This window comes from Microbacterium sp. 69-7, assembly GCF_001897985.1.
In the GTDB taxonomy this organism is placed as follows: domain Bacteria; phylum Actinomycetota; class Actinomycetes; order Actinomycetales; family Microbacteriaceae; genus Microbacterium; species Microbacterium laevaniformans.
On record NZ_MKRU01000085.1, the window covers coordinates 97,725 to 119,034 of the forward strand.

The window sequence follows — 21,310 nt, forward strand, 5'->3', positions numbered from 1 at the left end:
GGTGTGGAGCGTCGGGGACCTGTCCAGGCTATTCGAGGATTTGCCCGGCGCGCAGGCTGGCGATCCGGCCGCGAGCGGAGAATGATGTGGCCATGGACACCTCGGATGCGGTCAGCTTCCTCGATGACCGGCAGTGCTGGCAGCGCCTCGCGGAACAGGAGCTCGGGCGCCTGGTGACCCACGTCGGCGCCGTGCTGGACATCTTCCCCGTGAACTACATCGTCGACGGCGACAGTGTGGTGTTTCGCACGGCGGAGGGCAGCAAGCTGACCGAGCTGACGATCAACGACGACGTCCTGTTCGAGGTCGACGAGTACAGCGACGCCGACGCGTGGAGCGTCGTGATCCGCGGGCACGCGCAGCGGCTCACGACCGCCGACGAGGTCCGCGCCGCCGACGAGCTGGGACTTCGGCCCTGGATCCCCACGGTGAAGTACAACTACGTCCGGGTACGCGCGGCATCCGTGTCGGGCCGAGACTTCCGCAGGGGACCCGAACCCGACCGCTACGGTGTGCAGCAGTACTGACGGTTCGCGCGTCCAGATGGCATGACGTACACTGGACAGTGCAGTTGAAGTCTGCATTCTTTCGCCGTGCCCGCGCTCCGCGTGACGTTCGGGCGGAGATGTGGTCTTCACCCGGGATCTCATGATCTCTAGGGCGGTAGCTCAATTGGCAGAGCAGCGGTCTCCAAAACCGCAGGTTGCAGGTTCGATTCCTGTCCGCCCTGCGCGTCAGCGATCAGCTGACACCGCAGGTCGCGCCGGTTCGCGCCGGTGTGGAAAGCAAGTCCGAGCACGTCCGAGCACGTCACATGGGTGGGTACATGGTCCAGGAAGAGGCGCACGGCGAGGTCGTCGCAGCAGGCGGCACGCCCCGTGAGAAGAAGCTGAACTTCTTCCAGCGGATCGCGCTCTTCATCCGCCAGGTCTTCGGCGAACTCCGCAAGGTGGTCACGCCGACCCGCCAGGAGCTGCTGAAGTTCACCGGTGTCGTTCTCGGCTTCGTCGTCGTGATGATGGCCGTGGTGTATAGCCTCGACTTGCTCTTCACCTGGGTGGTGCAGGTCGTCTTCGGCGTGCCGAGCTGATCCAGCCGACGCCCGAGCTGTCACCGCACGACCCCCGAGGGAAGAGGACATACGTGTCTGAGAAGTACACCGACGACGTCGACTGGGCCACTGCCGCCGAGCAGTCCAGCGAGGACGACGAGGCGCAGGAAGGCAACATCCTCGCCGCCGAGGAGCTGTCCTCGGAGCCTGCAGAGCACCTCGCCGTGCACGTCGTCGACGATGAAGACGACGCCGAGGGCGAAGACGAAGACATCGACATCGACGACCCGGAGGCAGACGCCATCGTGAACGACGCACTCGAGATCGACGAGGCCGCCGAGGCCGAGGCCGCCGCAGAGGTGCTCACCGACGCGCTCGCCGAGGAGGAGGCCGAGGCCGCCGCCCACGCCGCCGAGGAGATCGCGCCGTACGACGGTCCCGACGTGAACGGCGAGCCCGACGCGGCTCCGGAAGACCCCTACGAGGCCTTCCGCGCCGAACTGCGTTCGCTGCCGGGCAAGTGGTACGTGATCCACTCCTACGCGGGCTTCGAGCGCAAGGTGAAGGCGAACATCGAGCAGCGCAAGAACTCGCTCGAGGTCGAAGAGGACATCTATCAGGTCGAGGTCCCGATGGAGGACGTCGTCGAGATCAAGAACGGCCAGCGCAAGATGGTCAACCGGGTGCGCATCCCGGGCTACGTCCTCGTGCGGATGGAGCTGAACGAAGACACCTGGTCGGTCGTGCGTCACACGCCCGGCGTCACCGGCTTCGTCGGCAACGCGCACAACCCGACGCCGCTGCGGTTCGAAGAAGCCTTCAACATGCTGAAGTCGCTCGTGCAGGTCACCGAGACGGCCCCCGTCAAGGGCGGCGCCGGCAAGGGGGCGTCGGCTCCCGCGCGCAGCGTCATCACCGAGGTCGACTTCGAGATCGGCGAGACCATCACGATCAAGGAAGGCTCGTTCGCGGGCCTGCCGGGTTCGATCAGCGAGATCAAGCCCGAGAGCGGCAAGCTCACCGTGCTCGTCTCCCTCTTCGAGCGCGAGACGCCGGTCGAGCTGTCGTTCGACCAGGTCACCAAGCAGTGATCCATACCGGATGCCGCGGCATCCGGTAGAATCATCAGGTTGCGCGCGCGTCGCGCGACATCCCCACCACCTTTCGGGTCCGCCGATCGTGTGGAAGCGCGCCCCGAGGCTCCGGCCGACGTGCGCTCGACAGAAGGAAAGAGAATGGCACCGAAGAAGAAGGTGACCGGCCTGATCAAGCTTCAGATCAACGCCGGTGCCGCCAACCCGGCGCCGCCGATCGGCCCCGCGCTCGGTCAGCATGGCGTCAACATCATGGAGTTCTGCAAGGCGTACAACGCCGCGACGGAGTCGCAGCGCGGCAACGTCATCCCCGTGGAGATCACTGTCTACGAGGACCGCAGCTTCACGTTCATCCTGAAGACCCCGCCCGCCGCGGAGCTCATCAAGAAGGCCGCCGGCGTGCAGAAGGGCTCCAAGACCCCGCATACCGTCAAGGTCGCGAAGCTCACCAAGGACCAGGTCCGTCAGATCGCCGAGACGAAGATGCCCGACCTGAACGCGAACGACATCGAGGCCGCCTCGCTGATCATCGCCGGCACCGCCCGCTCCATGGGCATCACGGTCGAGGACTGAGGGGGAACGCACAATGGCTAAGTCCAAGGTTTACGAAGCAGCCGCGGCGAAGATCGACCGCGACAAGTTCTACACGTCCAGCGAGGCCGTGAAGCTGGCGAAGGAGACGGGGTCGAAGAAGTTCGACTCGACCGTCGAGGTCGCCCTCAAGCTCGCGGTCGACCCGCGCAAGGCGGACCAGATGGTCCGTGGCACGGTCATCCTCCCGCACGGCACGGGCAAGACCGCCCGCGTCATCGTGTTCGCGACGGGCCCGGCCGCCGAGGCCGCCATCGCCGCGGGCGCGGACGAGGTCGGCGGCGCCGAGCTCATCGAGAAGGTCGCCGGCGGCTGGACCGCGTTCGACGCGGCCGTCTCCACGCCCGAGCTCATGGGCCAGGTCGGTCGACTCGGTAAGGTCCTCGGTCCCCGCGGCCTGATGCCGAACCCCAAGACCGGCACCGTGACCCCTAACCCGGCCAAGGCCGTGGAGGAGATCAAGGGCGGCAAGATCGAGTTCCGCGTCGACAAGCACGCCAACGTGCACTTCGTCGTCGGCAAGGCCTCGTTCACGGCCGAGCAGCTGGAGGAGAACTTCACCGCTGCGGTCGAGGAGATCGTGCGTCTGAAGCCCTCGAGCTCGAAGGGCCGCTACATCCAGAAGGGCGCCGTGTCGACCACCTTCGGTCCCGGCATCCCGCTGGACGTCAACTCCCTCGTCTGATCCTCGGATCGACGTCACGATGGGGCTCCACCTTCGGGTGGGGCCCCATCGTCGTCGTGCGATCACCCGTCGCGGCGGATCTCGAAGACGCTCGAGCCCTCCTCGGCTCTCTCCGTGACGCGCAGCTGATCGACCCACCCTCCGCGCGGTCCCGTTCGCGCCCACGCCACGACGGCGGCGACCGCCTCGGGCGGGCCCTCGACTTCGGCCTCGACCGTGCCGTCGGCGCGGTTGCGCACCCATCCCGTCGCGCCCGCCCGGGTCGCCACCGCCTGCAGGGTGAAACGGTAGCCGACACCCTGCACGCCGCCCGAGGCGATCAGATGAACCCGTGTCATCGGTCCATTCTGCCCGTGCCCCGGCGCACGGCCGGTTCGCGCGACTGCAGCCGCTGTCAATGGGGCAGGACGAGGCTGACCGCCAGCGCCAGCATGACGACGGCGATCGCGCCGTCCAGCACCCGCCAGGCGCGCGGTGTCGACAGGCGTCGGCCCAGGTGGCGCGCTCCGAAGCCGAGCGCGCTGAACCAGGCGACCGAGGCCGTGACGGCGCCGGCGGCGAAGGCCCACCGCATCGACCCGTGGGTGTTGGCGACCGTGCCGAGGAGGAACACCGTATCGAGATAGACGTGCGGGTTGAGCCAGGTGAGGGCCAGACAGGTCAGCACGACCGCCGCGCGGCGGGAGACCTCGGATGGCGCGCTCTCGCCCGTCAGGCCGGTCGGTGATCCGCGCAGAGCTCGACGCGCTGCCAGGAGGGCGTAGCCCGCGAGGAAGAGCGCACCGGCCCAGCGAACGACGTCGATGACGCCCGGCAGCGTCTGCAGGAGCGCACCGACGCCGGAGACGCCCAGCACGATCAGCAGCGCATCGGAGAGCGTGCAGACGACCACCACCGCGGTGACGTGCTGGCGGCGGATCCCCTGGCGCAGCACGAAGAGGTTCTGAGCGCCGATGGCGACGATGAGGGACAGTCCGAGGCCGAGGCCGGCCAGCGCAGAGGGGAGCACGCACGCGAGCGTAGACCGGCACACGGCGAAAGCCCAGTTCATGATTCTGAAGCGCCATAAGCTGAGCTGATGATTCGGATTCCGGCCGAGCTCGCCCACACGCTCGTGACGGTGCTCGACGAGGGCACTCTGGACGGCGCCGCGCGTCGCCTGCACGTGACCCCGTCTGCGATCAGCCAGCGCATCAAAGCGCTGGAGGAGATCCTCGGACGCGTCCTGCTCGTGCGCACCAAGCCGGTGCAGGCGACCGAGGCCGCGCACCCCGTCGTGCGGTACGCGCGTCAGCTCGCGCTGCTGGAAGCCGATGCGGCGCGGGCGCTGGGCGACGACGCCGAGCCGGTTCGGATGCCGCTCGCCGTCAACGCCGACTCGCTTTCCACGTGGTTCCTGCCACCGCTGGCCCGGCTCGCCGAGCGGCATCCGGTCGTCTTCGACCTGCACCGCGACGATCAGGACTTCACCGCGGCGCTCCTCGAGTCCGGTACGGTGACGGGCGCGGTGACCTCGCGTGCGCACCCCGTCGCCGGATGCCGCGTCGTTCCCCTCGGCGAGCTGGTCTACGAGGCCGTCGCCACTCCCGCCTTCCGCGATCGGTGGCTCGACACGGCGGCATCCGATGCTGCCGCGCGCCTGCGTGACGCGCCGCTCATCGACTTCGATCGACGCGATGACCTGCAGACGAGGTGGCTGCGCGCACGCGGCATCGATCCGGCGGCGCCACCGCGGCACCGCGTGCCGGCCTCGCACGACTTCGCCACGGCGGTGCAGCTGGGTCTCGGATGGGCGCTGCTGCCGCGGCTGCAGTCGCAGCAGGCGCTGGATGACGGCACGCTCGTCGCGCTGGAGGGCGAGCCGGTTCGCGTGCCGCTGTACTGGCAGCAGTGGAATCTGCGCTCCGAGATGTTGGATGCCGTGGCGGAGGAGCTCGTCGCGGAGGGTCGTCGGGTTCTCGCCCCGGCGGATCCCTCCGGTCGGATCAGCAATCGCTGACGGAGAGCACGATCTTTCCCCTCGTGTGGCCGCGCTCGATCTCGCGATGGGCGGCCTCGGCCTCGGCGAGGTCGTAGACGCGATCCACGAAGACCCGGATCGCCCCCGAATCGAGCAGTCGGGCCAGGGTCGCCAGCACGCTGCCGTCGGGCACGACCTTGTACGACGTGGCCCGCACGCCGGCCGCCTCCGCGGCATCCGCGTAGCCGGGCCACGCGCCGGTCGGCACCAGGACGTACAGCCCGCCGGGGCGCAGCACCGACAGCGATCGGGTTCCGGTGTCATCGTGGACGTTGCCGATGAGGTCGATCACCACGTCGACCGTTCCGACGACGTCTTCGAAGCGGGTCGAGGCGTAATCGATGACGACCGAGGCGCCGAGCTCGCGCAGCCAGGGCAGATTGGCGGCCGATCCGGTCGCGATCACCTGCGCGCCGAAGTACGAGGCCAGCTGCACGGCGAAGTGGCCCACCCCGCCGCCACCGGCGTGGATGAGCACCCGCTGCCCCTCGTGGGCGTGCGCGGTCTCGACCACCAGCCCCCATGCCGTCAGAGCCGCCAAGGGAACGGCGGCCGCCTCGACGTGAGAGAGGGCGGCGGGCTTGCGGGCGACGGCGAGGGTGGGAACGACGGCGTAGTCGGCGTACGAGCCGGGTGAGCGCGGGAAGGCCGTCATGCCGAACACCTCCGTTCCGGGAGGCAGCGGGTGCGACTCGTACGGGGTCGACACGACGACGCCGCTGAAATCGAAGCCGAGACTGTGAGGGTGATCGGAGAGGGCGCCGTACACGCCGGCGCCGGAGCGGGTCTTGGCGTCGATCGGATTCACGCCGGCCGCGATCACGCGCACCAGCAGTTCGCTCAGCACCGGTGTCGGCACCGGGACGGTGTCTTCGCGCAGCACGTCGGCCGCGCCGGGCTCGTCGAAGACGATCGCGCGCATCTGCGCCGGGGGTTCGGGAACGGAGGCCTGTCCGGCGGCATCCTTCGTGGATGCCGATCGCAGCGGCCGGAATCTGGTGAGACGGTGAGAGACCATCTGGTCGCTCCTTCCCGTGCGTGTCGGCGTTGGCTGCACGTGCTGCCGCGGCGGCGCGGTGCCCCCGTGAATATAGTCAACCCCGGAGATGTCTCGACCGTGTTACGCGAGTGCTACCGGGCGACGAATCTCCTCGGCTCATCTCCTCGGCGCCGAGCGGCATCGCCGTCAGCGCCGGGTCACGCTGTCGCCGAGCGCCCGCAGCAGCCGGGTGAGGGCGTTGATGTCGTCCAGCGGCCAGTCCACGATCGCGTCGAGCAGCAGTCCCTGCTGGGGCGCGCGGGCCGCCTCGAGACGGGCAAGACCCTCCGGCGTCGGGGCGAGGAGGCTCGAGCGGCCATCGGCCGGGTCGGGGGAACGGGAGATGAGGCCGAGCGACTCGAGTTCGCGGATGGTCCGGCTCAGCTGGCCCTTGTCCATCATCAGCAGATCGGACAGGGACGACAGCGTCACGCCGTCGCGGCGCGCGATCGTCGTGAACACCTTGTAGGCGCCGGGGAGAAGGCCGGGGCTCACCCGGTTCGCGATCTCGCTGATCACCCGCTGGAAGCGGGTGATCAGCTCACCGAACTCGGACTCCAGTTCCCGCACCGCGGCGGTGCGGGAACCGGAGTCTTCGGCCGTCTCAGCCATCGTTTCGGGATCCGGCAGGCACGGTGCGCACGGCGCCGGTGGCGGTGAGCGTCTCCATCGCCTCCGGCACCGAGACCGTCGCGAGGTCGGCCTCGCTGGCCTGCATGCGCTCGACGGTGGTCATCGTCGTGAGCGGCTTGTTGGGCAGGAACACGATGGCGACGAGCGAGAGCACCGCGAAGGGCACGGCGATCAAGAACGAGTGGGAGATGCCGTTGGCGTAGATGTCCTCGAACACGACTCGAAGCGTATCGGGCATGGCCGACACCTTCGGCAGCGAGCCTGTCTGCAGCTGCTGCGCCCAGTACTGCGCCTGGTCGCCGAGCCCCATGATCGCGGCGGTGATGTCCTCCTTGCGCTGGGCGACGAGATCGACCACACGCGCCGCGAGAGCGGCGCCCATCACCGAGACGCCGATCGTGCCGCCGAGGCTGCGGAAGAAGGTGACGCCGGAGCTCGCCACGCCGATCTCCTCGGGACGGGTGGTGTTCTGCACGACGAGAACGAGGTTCTGCATCGTCATGCCGACGCCGGCGCCGAGCAGGAACATGTACACCGAGACGATCGCGAAGTTCGTGTCGTAGTGGATCGTCGACAGCAGGTACGAGCCGGCGATCAGCAGCACCGCGCCGACGATGAGGTAGGGCTTCCACCTGCCGTAGCGGGTGACGAGGGTTCCCACGCCGACGGAGGCGACCAGCAGGCCGGCGATCATCGGGATGGTCATGAGGCCCGCCTCGGTGGGCGTCGCGCCGCGGGCCAGCTGCATGTACTGGCTGAGGAAGACCGATGCGCCGAACATCGCGATGCCGGTGGCGATCGAGGCGATGACCGACAGGGTGAAGGTGCGGTTGCGGAACAGCGTCAGCGGGACGAGCGGCTCGCGCGAGCGCAGTTCGACGATCACGAACAGCAGGGCCGCGAGGATCGCTCCGCCGACCATCAGCACGGTGGTCAGGCTCCACCAGTCGTTGTTGCCGAGATCCCACCAGTCGCCGGTCGTGGTCGTGCCGGCGTTGGTCACCCAGATCAGCAGCAGCGAGACGGCCGCCGACAGCAGCACGATCCCGAGGTAGTCGATGGTCGTCTTCTTACGGCGTCGTGCGGGCACGTGCAGAGTCGCCTGCACCAGGACCAGCGCCACGACGGCGACGGGAAGCGACACGAAGAAGTTCCAGCGCCAGCCCCACGCGTCGGTGATGACACCGCCCAGCAGCGGGCCGCCGATCGTCGCGAGCGCCATGACCGCGCCGAACAGGCCCATGTACCGACCGCGCTCGCGGGGGCTGATGATGTCGGCCATGAGCACCTGGCTGAGGGCCGCGAGGCCGCCGGCGCCGATTCCCTGCACGGCGCGGAAGGCGATCAGCATCTCCGGCGACTGCGAGAAGCCGGCCGCGGCCGTCGCGAGGACGAAGATCACGATCGCGAGCTGGTAGAGCACCTTGCGATTCGTCAGGTCGGCGAGCTTGCCCCAGACGGGGGTGGAGATCGCGGTCGTGAGCAGAGTCGCGGTGACGACCCACGTGAAGGCGGCCTGGTTGCCGTCGAGGTCGTGGATGATGACGGGCAGGGAGCTGGAGACGACCGTGGAGGCGAGCATGGACACGAACATGCCCAGCAGCAGCCCCGACAGGGCTTCGAGGACCTGCCGATGGTTCATGCGCGGCGCGGTGCCGGCGGCGAGCGTTTCTGACATAGAGGGATTTCCTAAAGGTGCTGCGTTGCGGAGGTGACGCCGAGAGCGGCGAAGTGGTTGACGTTAGTCAACGGTTGAGCTTGGTCAACTATATGGTCAACGTTGACCTACGTCAACTATTCCCAGGTGGGGGATGTCGCCCGGATCAGTCGCTCAGAGCCAGAGCGCGGTACGGCTCGCGCGGGCGGGATGCGACGGCATCCACCGCCGTCTCCACGCCCGTCCGGCGCCGCATCGTGCGGCGGTAGAGCTCGTCGATCAGCTCGGTCGCCAAGCGCACGAGGTTGCCGATCTCGCGCTCGTCGCGATCGACCCAGGCGCACCGGGGCTCGTCGCCGACGGGCACGAATCCGTCGTGCTCCTCCCAGACGACGAGCGTGCGCTCCGCGCCCAGCACGTGCTGCTGCCACCAGACCTGTCGAAGGTAGGTGCGCGGGATCGACTTCCACGTCTTGTTGGTGGTCTTGATCTCGGCGAGGATCACACGCCCGTCCGCGTCGACGGTGATGCCGTCGGGGGTGGCGAGATGGCGCTTCTCCACGACGGCGTGGAAGAGCGCGGAAGACGGGTGGATGCCGTGGGTCGCCGCGACCCACGCCGCGATCTCCGGTTCGCGGCGGCGCCCGTGGTCGGTGTAGGCGTTGCCGGAGAAGCCGCGGCCTGCTCCGAGCTTGGCATCGGCAGCGCGGGCGATGGCGGCGGGGCTCGTCAGCTGTGCGACGTCCGTGGCGGTGATGCCGCGCGAGCGTGCCCGCATCCAGCCGACGCGGTCGCGGGAGTCGGCGACGATCCGCTCTGCCAGCTCCGGCGCGACGCGCGCGAGAGCTTCCGGAGTCATGTCATCGAGGCTAACCCGCGCCGTCGACGTGGACGGACGCGACACCCGAGCCGCCGCCGATTTGGCGCGTCCGGTGGGCTCACGTATGCTGGACGAAGCCAAAGACCGCTGGTCTCGTTGTCCGCAACGGCGGACGCCGACGAAGCTCTGCATCGCAGGGGCCCGCGCAGGTGTCACAGACAGTCTCCGGGAAACCGATTCGAAGCTCCGTGCGCTTGCGCCGGAGCTTTTTCGCGTTGTGGGCGTCGCTCGCGAGAGCGGCGATCACGGCCGATGCTCCGCCACCGCGGAGTGTCACATTCACATCAAGGAGTGACCATGGCGCAGAAGGATGCATCGGTCGCCGAGCTCACGAAGAACTTCGAGGACTCGACTGCCGTACTGCTGACCGAGTACCGCGGTCTGACGGTCGCCCAGCTCAAGCAGCTGCGCAACAGCATCCGTCAGGACGCGAGCTACGCCGTGGTGAAGAACACGCTGACCAAGATCGCCGCGAACAACGCGGGGATCACGGCGCTGGACGAGGACCTGAAGGGTCCCTCGGCCGTCGCGTTCGTGCACGGTGACTTCGTCGCCACCGCCAAGGCTCTGCGTGACTTCGCCAAGGCCAACCCGCTTCTGGTGATCAAGGGCGGCATCTTCGAGGGCAACGCCCTGAGTGCCGACGAGATCAACAAGTACGCCTCCCTGGAGAGCCGCGAGGTTCTGCTGGCGAAGGCGGCGGGCATGATGAAGGCGACGATGGGCAAGGCTGCGGCCACCATCGACGCGCTTCGCGAAAAGCTGGAGACCGCCGAAGCCGCGTAAGCGACCGGCGAGCTCTTTCCCCACACCCCACCTATCTAGGAGATACATCATGGCGAAGCTCACCACTGAGGAGCTGCTCGAGCAGTTTGCCGGCCTGACCCTCGTCGAGCTCAGCGAGTTCGTGAAGGCGTTCGAGGAGAAGTTCGACGTCACCGCTGCTGCCCCCGTCGCCGTTGCCGGCGCTGCGGGTGGCGCGGGTGGCGCGGAAGAGGTCGAGGAGAAGGACTCCTTCGACGTCATCCTCGAGGCCGCTGGCGACAAGAAGATCCAGGTCATCAAGACGGTCCGCGAGCTCACCTCGCTGGGCCTCGGCGAGGCCAAGGCCGTCGTCGACGGTGCCCCCAAGGCCGTGCTCGAGGGCGCGAACAAGGAGACCGCCGAGAAGGCGAAGGCTGCCCTCGAGGAGGCCGGCGCGACGGTGACTCTGAAGTAATCAGCTCTTCTCGAAGAACTGCAGCGAAGGCCCCCGGGATCTCCCGGGGGCCTTCCGCGTTCTCTGCGTTCAGACGCCGCTCTCGACCGGAGCGATGCCTGCGGTGGAGCTGCGGACGATCAGGCGCGCCGGAATGCGCAGCTCGGTGCGGGCGCGGCCGGGCTCCGCGATCTCGGCGAGCAAGACGCTCACCGCAGCCCGCCCCTGCTCCCGCGGCACCTGCTGCAGGGTGGTGAGGGAGAACATCTCGGCGAACTCGTGATCGTCGATGCCCGCGACACTGAGCGCGGCCGGCACCTGGATGCCGAGACGGCGTGCGGCGATGATGGCGCCGATCGCCACTTCGTCGCACACCCCGACGATGGCGGTGGGACGCCTGCGCGTATCGCTCAGCAGGTCGGCGGCGGCGGCGTAGCCGCCGGGCAGGGTCACTTCGGAGTGCGCGTGGCGGATGAAGCTCGCCAGCCCGGCTTCGGTCATCGCGTGCTGGTAGCCCGACAGCCGCTCCTGGTCGACGTGGGCCCAGTGGCTCTGCGGTGCACCGCCGACGAACGCGATGTCGCGGTGGCCGAGGGCGATCAGATGCTCGGTCGCCCGCCGTGCCGCGTAGTCGTCGTCGACCGCGACGACGCTCGTCAGCTCGCTGGAGCCGACGACGCTGACGATGGGGCGGTCGATGCGGGTCAGTCGCTCCAACTCGTGATCGACCGGTTCCAGACCGACGGCGATCAAGCCGTCGAATCTCTTGCGTGCGAGGAAATCGTCGAAGATGCGGACACGGCCCTCGGTGCCCGGCTTTGCGTCGTAGAGGGTGAGATCGAGACCTCGTTCCAGCAGCGCCTGCTGGATGCCTTCGAGCACCTCCGCGAAGAACCACCGGTTGACGTACGGCATGACGACACCGATGTTCTGGGTGCGCCCGGTCGCAAGGCCCACCGCACCGGCCGACGGCACGTACCCCAGTTCTGCGGCGGCGGCCTGGACGCGCGACTTGGTCGCTTCCGACACGTATCCGGCGCCGCTGAGAGCGCGGCTGGCCGTCGCTTTCGATACGCCGGCGTGGGCGGCGACTTCGGCGATGCCGGCCATCGGTGCTCCTCCTCGAGCGCTGTTCGCTGACTATCTCACGGCTCAGTATGGAACCGGTTGCTCTCATCTTCGTGTCGCGGGATGCCGCGCGGTAGTGGTTGTTATCGGGTTGTGACAATCGTCGGGTTGCGTCGTGGGAGCGGGTCCAATAGCTTGGCCTGGAATCGGTTCCGGAACGGGGCCGTGTGCACCAGGAATCATCCGAGCACTCAATGAGGAGGAATCACATGGGGATGTCACGGCGGCGCTGGATTGCGCCTCTGGCTGTCATGGGCGTGGCGGCGTTCGCACTCGCGGGCTGCGCCGAGGGCGGCAGTAGCGGCGGCAGCGCCAGCGGAACGGGGGCGGCCGGGGGGACGGTTCGCATCTCGGGCGGTATCACCGGCTCCGAGGCCGACGCCCTCCAGAAGGTCTTCGACGGCTGGAGCAAGACGAGCGGGATCACCGTGCAGTACACCGGTGACAAGAGCTTCGAGGCGAACATCGTCACCAAGGTCACCGGTGGCGACGCGCCCGACATCGCGATCGTGCCGCAGCCGGGTCTGCTGAAGACCCTGGTCGGTACGGGCGACGTCAAGAAGGCGCCGCAGGCGGTGGAGGACAACGTCAACGCCAACTGGTCGCCGGACTGGAAGAAGTACGGCACGATCGACGGCACGTTCTACTCCGCGCCGATGCTCGCCAACATCAAGGGCTACGTCTGGTACTCCCCGGCGAAGTTCAAGGAATGGGGCGTCGAGGTTCCGAAGACGTGGGACGAGCTGCTCACGCTGACCAAGACGATCCAGGAGAAGACGGGGGCTGCGCCCTGGTGCGCCGGCTTCGAGTCGGGCGGCGCCTCCGGCTGGCCGGGCACCGACTGGGTCGAGGACCTCGTCCTGCGCCAGTCCGGCCCCGACGTCTACGACCAGTGGGTCGACGGCTCGGTGAAGTTCACCGACAAGCCGATCGCCGACGCCTTCACCGCGGTGGGCGACATCCTGCTGAACCCGTCGTACGTCAACGCCGGCTTCGGTGATGTCAAGAGCATCAACAGCACGGCATTCGGTGACGTCGCGGCGAAGGTCGCCGACGGTTCGTGCCCGATGACCCACCAGGCGTCGTTCCTGACGGCCAACTTCCTGACGGTGAAGACGGCGTCGGGTCAGGCGCCCAAGGTCGCGCCCGACGGCGATGTCTACGCCTTCGTGCTCCCGGGCTACAAGGAGGGCGCGGCCACGATCGAGGTCGGCGGCGAGTTCGTGGCGGGCTTCTCCGACAACGAGGCGACGCAGAAGGTGCTCGAGTTCATGTCGAGCGCCGACTTCGCCAACGCGCGAGTCAGCGAGGGCGGCGCGATCTCGGCCAACCTCAAGGCGGACCCGAGCAAGGCCTCGAGCGAGTTCCTGACCGAGGCGATGAAGCTGCTGCAGGACCCGAACACCACGGTCCGCTTCGACGCCTCGGACCTCATGCCCGCCACGGTCGGCTCCGGCTCGTTCTGGAAGGGCATGGTCGACTGGATCGACGGCAAGGACCAGGCCAAGGTCCTCAGCGACATCCAGGCCGGCTACAACAACTAGTCACACCAGCCGCGTGACACCGCGGGCGGGATGCCGTAGCCTCGGCATCCCGCCCGTGGCGCCCGCGCCCCGTCTCGCTCCCATTCCGCGTCCACCGAAGCACACGGAGGCTCATCGATGTCCGCACCCACCACCGCGCCCGCGCGAGTCAAGACCGACGGGCTGGCGCCTGACTCCGGTCCGCGCCGCGCCTTCTCACCCCGCGTCACCGCCGGTATCGCCACCGGTGCGCTCGTCATCCTGCTGGCTCTGGTGGTGCTGCTCCTGCTGAGCACTCCCGTAGAGGACCCGGCGAAGATCGTCATCCCCGGAGTCTCGCTCACCGCGTTCTTCCAGTGGCTCGGCGTGATGGGCCCGATCGTGCAGATCCCCATCATCCTCGTCGCCTTCGCCGCCGTGGTCGGTGTGCTGCTCCTGCTGATCGAGTACGCGCCCCGTCCCGGGCGGGTCTACTTCTGGATCCGCCTCGTCGCCTGCTTCGCGATCCCGGTCCTTGCCCTGCTGCTGCTGCGCCCGTACGCGAACGCCTTCATCTACGTGCTCGGCATCGCGCTCGTCTCCGGTGCCGCGCTGTTCGTGCTCGACTACCGGGCACGCAAGGGAGCCGGCTATCTGTTCCAGCTCGTGCTCTTCGCCGCCCCGGCTGCGGTGCTGCTGCTGATCGGTCTCATCTACCCGTTCTTCGCGACGTTCGTGCAGTCGTTCTTCGACAAGACGGGTGCCGAGTTCGTGGGCTTCGACAACTACGTGTGGGTCTTCACGCAGCCCGAGGGCACCTGGTCGGTCATCAACACCGTCATCTGGGTGCTCATCTGCCCGACGATCGCCACCATCGTGGGTCTCGCGTACGCCGTGTTCATCGATCGCGCCGCGGGCGAGCGGTTCTTGAAAGTGCTGATCTTCATGCCCTTCGCGATCTCGTTCGTCGGCGCGGGCATCATCTGGAAGTTCATGTACGACTACCGTCAGGGCGACCAGCTGGGTCTGCTCAACGCCATCATCACGGCGTTCGGGGGCGACCCCGTCGCCTGGCTCAGCGTCACGCCGCTCGTGAACAGCCTGCTGCTGATGGTCGTCTTCATCTGGAGCCAGACAGGACTTGCGATGGTCATCCTCTCCGCCGCGATCAAGGCGGTTCCGCCGGAGCAGGTCGAGGCCGCGGAGCTGGACGGCGCGAACGCGTGGGAGCGGTTCAGGAACGTGACCGTCCCCGGCATCCGCTCGTCGATCGTCGTCGTGGTGACCACGGTCGCCATCGCGTCGCTGAAGATCTACGACATCGTCGCGGTCATGACCGGCGGTCGCGCCAACACGTCCGTGCTCGCGTTCGAGATGGTCAACCAGCAGCAGCGCTTCCAGAGCTACGGGCACGCGGCGGCGCTGGCCGTCGTGCTGTTCATCTTCGTGACGCCGCTGATCGTGTTCAACATCATCCAGATCCGCAAGCAGAGGGAGATCCGATGAGCACCGGAGTCGACATCATCGAGCCCGTCACCGACACCCGCTCGGCTCGACAGGTCTCCCGCGACACGCGCAAGCACGAGGCCATGGCGCGTAAGCGCCTGACCTCCAAGGGGGCGACGATCGCGGCGCTGGTCATCGCGATCTTCTGGACCATCCCGACCTTCGGCCTGTTCGTCACCTCGCTGCGCCCCGGCTCGGACGTGCAGAGCACCGGTTGGTGGACGGTGTTCACCGACCCGTCGTTCACGCTGGAGAACTTCCAGAAGGCGCTGACCTCGGGCGGCACCGCGCTGACTCTGGGCCAGTCGTTCCTCAACTCGCTCGCGATCACGATCCCGGTCGTGTTCTTCGCGCTGGCGGTGGCCTCGCTGCTCGCCTACGCCTTCGCCTGGATCGACTTCAAGGGGCGCAACCTCGCGTTCATCGCGGTGTTCGCCCTGCAGATCGTGCCGCTGCAGATGGCGCTGGTGCCCCTGCTGAGCCTGTTCTCCCGAGGGATGACGATCGGCGACGTCACCGTCTTCCCGGCGCTGGATCTGCGCGGACTCGAGCACAGCTTCGCGACGGTGTGGATCGCGCACACGATCTTCGCGCTGCCGCTGGCGGTGTTCCTCCTGCACAACTTCATCGCGGAGATCCCCAGCGAGGTGATCGAGGCGGCGCGGGTGGACGGGGCCGGCCACGGCCAGATCTTCTTCCGGATGATCCTGCCGTTGGCGGCGCCGGCGCTCGCGTCGTTCGCCGTCCTGGAATTCATCTGGGTGTGGAATGACCTGCTGGTGGCGACGATCTTCGCTCCGTCGTCATCGCTGCCGATCACCCAGTCGCTCAACTCGCTGTCCGGGACGTGGGGCGATCAGTGGTTCCTGCAGGCCGCGGGCACGTTCATCTCGATCATCGTGCCGCTGGTCGTGTTCTTCGCCCTGCAGCGCTTCTTCGTGCGGGGGCTTCTGGCGGGGGCGACGAAGGGCTGATTTTCGGCTGGGTCCTTCGGGAGCGGCGCGGAATTCGTGGGGACGCGAGCCGCGCCGCTCCTTTAGTGTGAAGCCATGAGCAGCCCCGGTGCCACGGCGCCCGCAGCGATCGAGGAGGTCGATCCCGCAGTCGGACTGCGCGCCGCGGAGGTCGACGTCCGGACGGCCGACGGTCGGTCCAACGCCTACCGCGCCGAGACCAGTCGCAGTGCGCTGAGCATCATCCGCGCGAACGTCTTCACGCTGTTCAACGGCATCGTCTTCGCGTGCTTCGGCATCCTGTTCGCCCTCGGACGCTGGCAGGACGCCCTCTTCGGCTTCGCCGCCGTCGCCAACGCGGTCATCGGCTCGGTGCAGGAGTTCCGGGCCAAAGCCGCCCTCGACAAGCTCGCGCTGCTGAACGCCGCGCAGGCGCGTGTGCGACGCGACGCCGTGGAGCAGGACGTCGCGCAGTCGGCCGTCGTGCTCGCCGACATCCTCGTGCTGCGCGCCGGCGACCAGGTGCCGGCCGACGCGCGCATCGTGCGCTCGCGGGGCCTGCAGATCGATGAGTCCATGCTGACGGGCGAGTCGGATGCCGTCGACAAGCACCCCGGCGACGAGGCGCTGTCGGGGTCGATCGTCGTCGGCGGGGAGGGTGATGCGCAGGTCGTCCGCGTGGGCGCCGACGCCTACGCGAACGCGTTCGCCGACGAGGCGAAGCGCTTCTCTCTCGTGGGCTCCGAGCTGCGCGACTCGATCAACCGCGTGCTGAGCTGGGTCGGCTGGGCGATCGGCCCGATCGGTCTGCTGGTGCTGAACGCTCAGATGCAGGTCGCCGGCGGATGGCGCGCCGCGTGGGAGAGCGGCAGCTGGGTGCAGGCCGTCGTCAATACGATCGCATCGCTGACGGCGATGATCCCGCTCGGGCTGGTGCTGATGACCTCGATCACCTTCGCGGTGGGAGCCGCGCGCCTGGCGGCGCGACAGGTGCTCGTCAACGAGCTGCCCGCCGTGGAGGGTCTCGCCCGGGTCGACGTGATCTGCCTCGACAAGACCGGCACCCTGACCGAGGGCGAGATCGCCTACGACGACGCCCACCTGCTCGACGAGGTCGCCGGCTGGCGGCGGACGCTCGGCTGGTACGGCAGCGCTCCGGACGCGAACGCGACGGCACGCACGCTCCGGGAGCCGTTCGCCGCCGAGGCGGCGCAGCGCCCGCGTGTCGCTCGGGAGAGCATCGGGTTCTCGTCCGCGCGCAAGTGGAGCGCCGTGGCGTTCGACGACGACGGCGATCCGGCGGGCACGTGGGTGCTCGGCGCGCCCGAGATGGTGTTCGGCGCCGCCGCGACCGACGCCGCCGACCCGCTCGGAGCGGCCGTGATCGAGCGCGCCTCGACCGGCCGCCGCACCCTCGTGCTCGCCTTCTCGCCGCGGCAGCTGACGACGGCCGATGTCGAGGCGGAGAGCCTGCCCGACGAGCTCGTGGCCGTCGCCGTGCTGACGTTTCGTGAGAAGGTGCGCACCGACGCCGCGCAGACGCTCGAGTACTTCCGCGCGCAGGGCGTCGGCATCCGCATCATCTCCGGCGACAACCCGCGCACGGTGGCGGCGATCGCGCGGGAAGTGGGTATGGACGCCGCGGAGGGCTACGACGCCCGCGCGCTCCCCGACGACGACGAGGCGCTCGCCGCGGTGCTCGAGGAGCACACCGTCTTCGGCCGCGTCACGCCGGATCAGAAGAAGCGCATGGTCCTGGCCCTTCAGTCCCGCGGGCACACGGTCGCGATGACGGGCGACGGCGTGAACGACGCGCTGGCGATCAAGACCGCCGACATCGGCATCGCGATGAACTCGGGCGCGGCGGCGACGAAGGCGGTCGCGCGGCTCGTGCTGCTCGACGGGCGGTTCTCGCACCTGCCCGACGTCGTCGCCGAGGGGCGGCAGGTCATCGCCAACATCGAGCGCGTCTCGATGCTGTTCTTGACCAAGACGACGTACGCGACGCTGCTGGCGATCCTGTTCGGCGTGCTCGTGCTGGAGTTCCCGTTCCTGCCCCGCCAGCTGTCGATCACCGACGGGCTCACCATCGGCATCCCCGCCTTCTTCCTCGCGCTCATGCCCAACGCGCAGCGCTACATCCCGGGGTTCCTGCGCCGTTCGCTGAGCTTCGCCATTCCGACGGGCGTGGTCGTCGCGCTCACCCTCACCCTGTACACCCTCATCGTGCGCGGCGCCGGGACGCCGGTCGACGAGGTGCGCACGGGGGCGACGATCATCCTCGCCGTCGTGGGCATCTGGATCCTCGCGGTGCTCAGCCGCCCGCTCAACCGGTTCAAGGGAGCCGTCGTGGGCGCGATGTTCATCGCCCTCGTCGTGATCTTCTCGGTGGCCCTGTCGCGCCAGTTCTTCCTGCTGGTCGATCCCGGCCAGACGACGGCGCTGGTCGTGACGGCCGGCTGCATCGGCGCCATCGTGCTGATCGAGATCGTGCGGGCCGTGCAGCGCCGCTACGTCGCCCGAGCGCTGCAGGATGCCGCGCCGCACGCCACCCCGCACACCCGGGAGGTGTCGCGACCGGTGCCGGTGACCATCGCCGTGGCGCTCGTCTACGTCGGCGGCCTGGCGAACGCCATGTTCGGGATCCTGTTCCTGCTCACCCGCTACGACGTTCCCGGATCACTGGTGATGAGCGTCTCGCTGATCGGTGCCGGCATCATCCTCTTCGGGCTGCTGTCGGTGGCCGCGGCCGCCGGGCTCGGACGCGGCAGCGGACTGTCGCGTCTGTTCATCAGCGTGCTCGCGGTCGCAATCGTCGGCCTGCAGCTGTGGAGTCTCGCCGTCGACCACGACTGGGACGTCTGGTCCATCGGCCAGATCGTCGTCTACGCGGCGGTGCTCGTGGCAGTGTGGGCACCACCGGCGAATCGCTTCTTCCGCCCCGTCCTGCGAGCCGGATCATGACGGCGCTCATCGTCACCGGCGGACCGGTGATCGACGGGGAGCGGCGGGCGGCGTGATCGCGCCGTCGTTCGCCGACGCCCACGTGCACCTGGGGCTCGTCGCGCTCGAGGCGCTGGACTGCAGCCTCGACGATGCCGGGTCGGAGGCGGCCTGCGCCGTCGTGCCCGACCGACCGGTGCTCCTGCTGGACAGCGACCGACACGGCGGTTGGGCGAACTCGCGCGCGCTGGCCGTCGCCGGCATCGATCGCACGACCCCCGACCCGCCGGACGGGCGCATCGTCCGCCGTGCGGACGGCGAACCGCAGGGGACGCTGCGCGAGGGCGCCGTCGACCTCGTCGGACGCGTGGCGCCCGAGCCGAGTGCCGCCGCGATGGCACCCGGCATCCGTGCCGCCGCCGACCACCTGATCTCCCTTGGCGTCACCGGCTGGCAGGAGGCCGCTCTGACGTCGTTCGGCAGCATCCCCGACTTCAGGACGGCTATCCCGACGGCTCCGCGGGCCTGCGCTATTTCCCCGATGAGCTCGTCCGCAGCGTGGTCGCTGCGCTGAACGCCGCCGAGCGCGGCGCTCGCCGCATACACGAGTGGCTCGCACGAGCTGATCGGCGACGGCGCGGCCGGACGGATCCGTGTCGGTGCCGCCGCCGATCTCGCGGTGGCCGATCGCGATCCCTTCGTCGGCGCGCCCGAAGAGATCGGGTTCGCGCGCACCGCATGGACGGTGTGCGCCGGCGAGGTCATCGCCGCCCACACGCATACGGGCGCAGAGCGCGGCCGGGCAGCGGCGTGCCCCGCCTGCGCGTGAACGGACGGCCTCCGCGCGTCAGCCCGTGCAGCCGAGTCCGGCGCGCAGCGAGGTCATCAGGTCGATCTCGGCGGACTGCGTCGCGATGACGCCCTGAGCCACCGCGAGCGCACGCGGCTCGTGTCCGAGCCGCAGCAACGCCTGCGCCATCGGCAGCGCACCCTGGTGGTGGCGGATCATGAGGCCGAGGAACGTGCAGTCGGCGGTGGTGCCGGATTGCGCCCGCATCGCCGCGAGCTCCTCGGCGCTCGCCATTCCCATCTGCGTCATCAGCTCCGCGTCGGTCGGACGCGCCGCGCCGCCGCCGTGCGGGTGGGAGGTGCCCGCGGCATCCATCCACGCCATGAGTGGACCGCCGCTCTGCGGCAGGCCCCACTTGACGAGCCAGTCGTAGAACTCGCCCTTCTGTGCCGACTGCGTCGTCGCGATGTCGTAGGCCAGGACCCGCACACCGTCGTTCTGCGTCGTGCGGTAGATGTCCATCGCCATCTCGACCGCCTGCCCGTGGTGCAGCTGCATGTCGCGGGCGAACCCGGCCTCGGGGGAGTCGGAGGTGGGTGCCGCCGCAGCCCCGGCCGCGGCGAAGGTGGAGAAGCGGCCGATCGCGAACGCGAGCGCGGCGACGGCGAGCGCGACCAGGAGCACCGCCCACCACGGGGGGAGGGCGCGCCCGTTCGCCGGCTCGGGCGCGGTCACGACTGCTTGCCCGGCCCGTCGACCGCACCACTGCAGGATGAGGTCGGCTCGGGGACGTTCTGGTTGCGCCAGTACTCCTCGAAGAACGACGGGATGCGGGGGTCGGCCGCACTGTCGAGCTTCAGCTGCGCGTTCCACGCGCTGAGCACGATCGGCGTGGGAAGGCCCTCGTACGGCGAGAGGATCACGTACGACGACGGCAGCTGCGCCGTCAACGCATCGAGATCGGCGTCGCTGACCCGCGTCTTGTCGTACGTGACCCACACGGCACCGTGCTCGAGCGAGTGCACGGCGTACTCGTTCTGCTGGGGCTGGTCGTAGATGCCGCAGTTCAGCCAGTACTGGTTGTGCGGGCCGCCCGCGGGGGGATTCTGCGGGTAGTCCACGGTGCCGGCGACGTGCTGCGTCGTGTTCGTGAACGTCTCGACACCGTCGATGGCGGCACCGGTGCCACCGGCCTGGTAGGTGACCGGCTTCGGCGCGAAGGCGATGGATGCCGCGACGACCGCGACGATGGCGACGGCAGCCGTGGCCCCGACGATCCACCACGTGAGACGGCTGCGCCGCCGGCGCGCGAGCTGACGCTGGTACTCGGCGAGCTTCTCCTGCTTCTGGAGCTCGCGTTGCTGCTTGACGGTCAGCTCGAGGTTCGCGCGCGTGGCGGGGTTGCCGCTCGTGCGCTTCTTGTCGGATGGAGTGGGGGTCATGGGTCCTCGGTTCGATTCGCGGTCGGGGGCCGCTCCCGCAGGGGCAGCATGTCGATCGTATGCGGCTGCATGACTCTGAGGCTGGGGAAAAGGTTAGGATCGAAGTCTGCTCGAATCGTTTCGAGCCCTCCCTGTCGTTGTGGTCGCGCGCCGATCCGCTCTCGGCGACCGCTCCCTCCGCTTACACTCGTCTGGACC

At 68.8% G+C, this 21,310-nt stretch carries 23 protein-coding genes and 1 tRNA gene; 15 read left to right on the forward strand and 9 right to left on the reverse strand.

Annotated features, from left to right (window positions below; all coding sequences use genetic code 11):
* Positions 1-92: 92 nt before the first annotated feature.
* From BGN98_RS09035 to rplA, 6 genes are all read left to right on the forward strand, one after another.
* Positions 93-527, forward strand: a complete 435-nt coding sequence (locus tag BGN98_RS09035) for a pyridoxamine 5'-phosphate oxidase family protein (protein ID WP_288120954.1) — start codon at positions 93-95, stop codon at positions 525-527.
* Between the two features lie 130 nt (positions 528-657).
* Positions 658-730: transfer RNA gene (locus tag BGN98_RS09040), tRNA-Trp, on the forward strand.
* Between the two features lie 96 nt (positions 731-826).
* Positions 827-1,090 carry a preprotein translocase subunit SecE gene (secE, locus tag BGN98_RS09045; protein WP_167626531.1) on the forward strand — a complete coding sequence of 88 codons (264 nt, stop codon included), beginning with the start codon at positions 827-829 and terminating at the stop codon, positions 1,088-1,090.
* 53 nt (positions 1,091-1,143) lie between these two features.
* Positions 1,144-2,142: a transcription termination/antitermination protein NusG gene (gene nusG, locus BGN98_RS09050; RefSeq protein ID WP_288120955.1), complete on the forward strand. Its 999-nt coding sequence runs from the start codon at positions 1,144-1,146 to the stop codon at positions 2,140-2,142.
* A gap of 144 nt (positions 2,143-2,286) precedes the next feature.
* Positions 2,287-2,718, forward strand: coding sequence for a 50S ribosomal protein L11 (rplK, locus tag BGN98_RS09055; RefSeq protein WP_005050009.1), 432 nt, complete (start codon positions 2,287-2,289; stop codon positions 2,716-2,718).
* Between the two features lie 13 nt (positions 2,719-2,731).
* Positions 2,732-3,421 (forward strand): 50S ribosomal protein L1, encoded by a 690-nt coding sequence (gene rplA, locus BGN98_RS09060; protein ID WP_288120968.1) that lies wholly within the window; start codon positions 2,732-2,734, stop codon positions 3,419-3,421.
* A gap of 62 nt (positions 3,422-3,483) precedes the next feature.
* Here the strand turns inward: rplA and BGN98_RS09065 are convergent, their stop codons facing one another.
* Both BGN98_RS09065 and BGN98_RS09070 read right to left on the reverse strand, forming a co-directional pair.
* Positions 3,484-3,759, reverse strand: coding sequence for an acylphosphatase (locus BGN98_RS09065; protein WP_288120970.1), 276 nt, complete (start codon positions 3,757-3,759; stop codon positions 3,484-3,486).
* A 56-nt stretch (positions 3,760-3,815) separates the two neighbouring features.
* Positions 3,816-4,472 (reverse strand): LysE/ArgO family amino acid transporter, encoded by a 657-nt coding sequence (locus BGN98_RS09070; protein ID WP_288120972.1) that lies wholly within the window; start codon positions 4,470-4,472, stop codon positions 3,816-3,818.
* A gap of 27 nt (positions 4,473-4,499) precedes the next feature.
* Here BGN98_RS09070 and BGN98_RS09075 point away from each other — a divergent pair, with 27 nt between their 5' ends.
* Positions 4,500-5,420 carry a LysR family transcriptional regulator ArgP gene (locus tag BGN98_RS09075; RefSeq protein WP_036290177.1) on the forward strand — a complete coding sequence of 307 codons (921 nt, stop codon included), beginning with the start codon at positions 4,500-4,502 and terminating at the stop codon, positions 5,418-5,420.
* Here the strand turns inward: BGN98_RS09075 and BGN98_RS09080 are convergent.
* The 4 genes from BGN98_RS09080 to BGN98_RS09095 all read right to left on the reverse strand — a co-directional run bounded on the left by BGN98_RS09080 (position 5,407) and on the right by BGN98_RS09095 (position 9,629).
* Positions 5,407-6,459, reverse strand: coding sequence for an NADP-dependent oxidoreductase (locus tag BGN98_RS09080; RefSeq protein WP_288120974.1), 1,053 nt, complete (start codon positions 6,457-6,459; stop codon positions 5,407-5,409). The two genes, BGN98_RS09075 and BGN98_RS09080, sit on opposite strands and share 14 nt — an antisense overlap.
* 168 nt (positions 6,460-6,627) lie before the next feature.
* A complete protein-coding gene (locus BGN98_RS09085) occupies positions 6,628-7,092 on the reverse strand; it encodes a MarR family winged helix-turn-helix transcriptional regulator (protein WP_036290176.1) in 465 nt (154 codons plus the stop codon).
* The gene (locus BGN98_RS09090; protein ID WP_288120977.1) at positions 7,085-8,791 is read right to left on the reverse strand and encodes an MDR family MFS transporter; all 1,707 of its coding nucleotides are present in this window, start codon (positions 8,789-8,791) and stop codon (positions 7,085-7,087) included. The genes BGN98_RS09085 and BGN98_RS09090 overlap by 8 nt, the downstream gene beginning before the upstream one ends.
* Positions 8,792-8,936: 145 nt before the next feature.
* Positions 8,937-9,629 carry a YqaJ viral recombinase family protein gene (locus tag BGN98_RS09095; RefSeq protein WP_288120979.1) on the reverse strand — a complete coding sequence of 231 codons (693 nt, stop codon included), beginning with the start codon at positions 9,627-9,629 and terminating at the stop codon, positions 8,937-8,939.
* A gap of 318 nt (positions 9,630-9,947) precedes the next feature.
* On the opposite strand from BGN98_RS09095, the gene rplJ reads away from it, so the two are divergent.
* Both rplJ and rplL read left to right on the forward strand, forming a co-directional pair.
* Complete coding sequence (gene rplJ / locus BGN98_RS09100; RefSeq protein WP_005051470.1) at positions 9,948-10,436, forward strand: 50S ribosomal protein L10; 489 nt, start codon at positions 9,948-9,950, stop codon at positions 10,434-10,436.
* Between the two features lie 49 nt (positions 10,437-10,485).
* Positions 10,486-10,869 (forward strand): 50S ribosomal protein L7/L12, encoded by a 384-nt coding sequence (gene rplL / locus BGN98_RS09105; protein WP_005051460.1) that lies wholly within the window; start codon positions 10,486-10,488, stop codon positions 10,867-10,869.
* 69 nt (positions 10,870-10,938) lie between these two features.
* Here the strand turns inward: rplL and BGN98_RS09110 are convergent, their stop codons facing one another.
* Positions 10,939-11,958: a LacI family DNA-binding transcriptional regulator gene (locus BGN98_RS09110; protein WP_061682612.1), complete on the reverse strand. Its 1,020-nt coding sequence runs from the start codon at positions 11,956-11,958 to the stop codon at positions 10,939-10,941.
* 227 nt (positions 11,959-12,185) lie between these two features.
* Here BGN98_RS09110 and BGN98_RS09115 point away from each other — a divergent pair, with 227 nt between their 5' ends.
* The 6 genes from BGN98_RS09115 to BGN98_RS09140 all read left to right on the forward strand — a co-directional run bounded on the left by BGN98_RS09115 (position 12,186) and on the right by BGN98_RS09140 (position 19,709).
* Positions 12,186-13,520, forward strand: a complete 1,335-nt coding sequence (locus tag BGN98_RS09115; protein WP_061682614.1) for an ABC transporter substrate-binding protein — start codon at positions 12,186-12,188, stop codon at positions 13,518-13,520.
* A gap of 117 nt (positions 13,521-13,637) precedes the next feature.
* The gene (locus BGN98_RS09120) at positions 13,638-14,984 is read left to right on the forward strand and encodes a carbohydrate ABC transporter permease (RefSeq protein WP_061682616.1); all 1,347 of its coding nucleotides are present in this window, start codon (positions 13,638-13,640) and stop codon (positions 14,982-14,984) included.
* Complete coding sequence (locus tag BGN98_RS09125; protein ID WP_036290167.1) at positions 14,981-15,958, forward strand: carbohydrate ABC transporter permease; 978 nt, start codon at positions 14,981-14,983, stop codon at positions 15,956-15,958. Before BGN98_RS09120 ends, BGN98_RS09125 begins: the two co-directional genes overlap by 4 nt.
* A gap of 75 nt (positions 15,959-16,033) precedes the next feature.
* Positions 16,034-18,901, forward strand: a complete 2,868-nt coding sequence (locus BGN98_RS09130) for an HAD-IC family P-type ATPase (RefSeq protein WP_061682618.1) — start codon at positions 16,034-16,036, stop codon at positions 18,899-18,901.
* Positions 18,902-18,953: 52 nt separating this feature from the next.
* Positions 18,954-19,454, forward strand: a complete 501-nt coding sequence (locus BGN98_RS09135; protein WP_061682627.1) for an amidohydrolase family protein — start codon at positions 18,954-18,956, stop codon at positions 19,452-19,454.
* A gap of 51 nt (positions 19,455-19,505) precedes the next feature.
* The gene (locus tag BGN98_RS09140) at positions 19,506-19,709 is read left to right on the forward strand and encodes a hypothetical protein (RefSeq protein WP_231860838.1); all 204 of its coding nucleotides are present in this window, start codon (positions 19,506-19,508) and stop codon (positions 19,707-19,709) included.
* 18 nt (positions 19,710-19,727) lie between these two features.
* On the opposite strand, the gene BGN98_RS09145 is transcribed toward BGN98_RS09140, so the two are convergent.
* Together BGN98_RS09145 and BGN98_RS09150 are read right to left on the reverse strand one after the other, a co-directional pair.
* Entirely contained in the window at positions 19,728-20,405 is a 678-nt protein-coding gene (locus BGN98_RS09145; RefSeq protein ID WP_288120984.1) for a DUF305 domain-containing protein, read from the reverse strand.
* Positions 20,402-21,112, reverse strand: coding sequence for a thioredoxin-like domain-containing protein (locus tag BGN98_RS09150; RefSeq protein ID WP_288120985.1), 711 nt, complete (start codon positions 21,110-21,112; stop codon positions 20,402-20,404). Before BGN98_RS09150 ends, BGN98_RS09145 begins: the two co-directional genes overlap by 4 nt.
* Positions 21,113-21,310: the final 198 nt, after the last annotated feature.

What these genes read in the sequence shown, in the direction of transcription:
- BGN98_RS09035 (WP_288120954.1), top strand. Translation starts at nt 93, where the DNA reads ATGGACACCTCGGATGCGGTCAGCTTCCTCGATGACCGGCAGTGCTGG.
- secE (WP_167626531.1), top strand. Translation starts at nt 827, where the DNA reads ATGGTCCAGGAAGAGGCGCACGGCGAGGTCGTCGCAGCAGGCGGCACG.
- rplK (WP_005050009.1), top strand. Translation starts at nt 2,287, where the DNA reads ATGGCACCGAAGAAGAAGGTGACCGGCCTGATCAAGCTTCAGATCAAC.
- rplA (WP_288120968.1), top strand. Translation starts at nt 2,732, where the DNA reads ATGGCTAAGTCCAAGGTTTACGAAGCAGCCGCGGCGAAGATCGACCGC.
- BGN98_RS09065 (WP_288120970.1), bottom strand. Translation starts at nt 3,759, where the DNA reads ATGACACGGGTTCATCTGATCGCCTCGGGCGGCGTGCAGGGTGTCGGC.
- BGN98_RS09070 (WP_288120972.1), bottom strand. Translation starts at nt 4,472, where the DNA reads ATGAACTGGGCTTTCGCCGTGTGCCGGTCTACGCTCGCGTGCGTGCTC.
- BGN98_RS09075 (WP_036290177.1), top strand. Translation starts at nt 4,500, where the DNA reads ATGATTCGGATTCCGGCCGAGCTCGCCCACACGCTCGTGACGGTGCTC.
- BGN98_RS09080 (WP_288120974.1), bottom strand. Translation starts at nt 6,459, where the DNA reads ATGGTCTCTCACCGTCTCACCAGATTCCGGCCGCTGCGATCGGCATCC.
- BGN98_RS09085 (WP_036290176.1), bottom strand. Translation starts at nt 7,092, where the DNA reads ATGGCTGAGACGGCCGAAGACTCCGGTTCCCGCACCGCCGCGGTGCGG.
- BGN98_RS09090 (WP_288120977.1), bottom strand. Translation starts at nt 8,791, where the DNA reads ATGTCAGAAACGCTCGCCGCCGGCACCGCGCCGCGCATGAACCATCGG.
- BGN98_RS09095 (WP_288120979.1), bottom strand. Translation starts at nt 9,629, where the DNA reads ATGACTCCGGAAGCTCTCGCGCGCGTCGCGCCGGAGCTGGCAGAGCGG.
- rplJ (WP_005051470.1), top strand. Translation starts at nt 9,948, where the DNA reads ATGGCGCAGAAGGATGCATCGGTCGCCGAGCTCACGAAGAACTTCGAG.
- rplL (WP_005051460.1), top strand. Translation starts at nt 10,486, where the DNA reads ATGGCGAAGCTCACCACTGAGGAGCTGCTCGAGCAGTTTGCCGGCCTG.
- BGN98_RS09110 (WP_061682612.1), bottom strand. Translation starts at nt 11,958, where the DNA reads ATGGCCGGCATCGCCGAAGTCGCCGCCCACGCCGGCGTATCGAAAGCG.
- BGN98_RS09115 (WP_061682614.1), top strand. Translation starts at nt 12,186, where the DNA reads ATGGGGATGTCACGGCGGCGCTGGATTGCGCCTCTGGCTGTCATGGGC.
- BGN98_RS09120 (WP_061682616.1), top strand. Translation starts at nt 13,638, where the DNA reads ATGTCCGCACCCACCACCGCGCCCGCGCGAGTCAAGACCGACGGGCTG.
- BGN98_RS09125 (WP_036290167.1), top strand. Translation starts at nt 14,981, where the DNA reads ATGAGCACCGGAGTCGACATCATCGAGCCCGTCACCGACACCCGCTCG.
- BGN98_RS09130 (WP_061682618.1), top strand. Translation starts at nt 16,034, where the DNA reads ATGAGCAGCCCCGGTGCCACGGCGCCCGCAGCGATCGAGGAGGTCGAT.
- BGN98_RS09150 (WP_288120985.1), bottom strand. Translation starts at nt 21,112, where the DNA reads ATGACCCCCACTCCATCCGACAAGAAGCGCACGAGCGGCAACCCCGCC.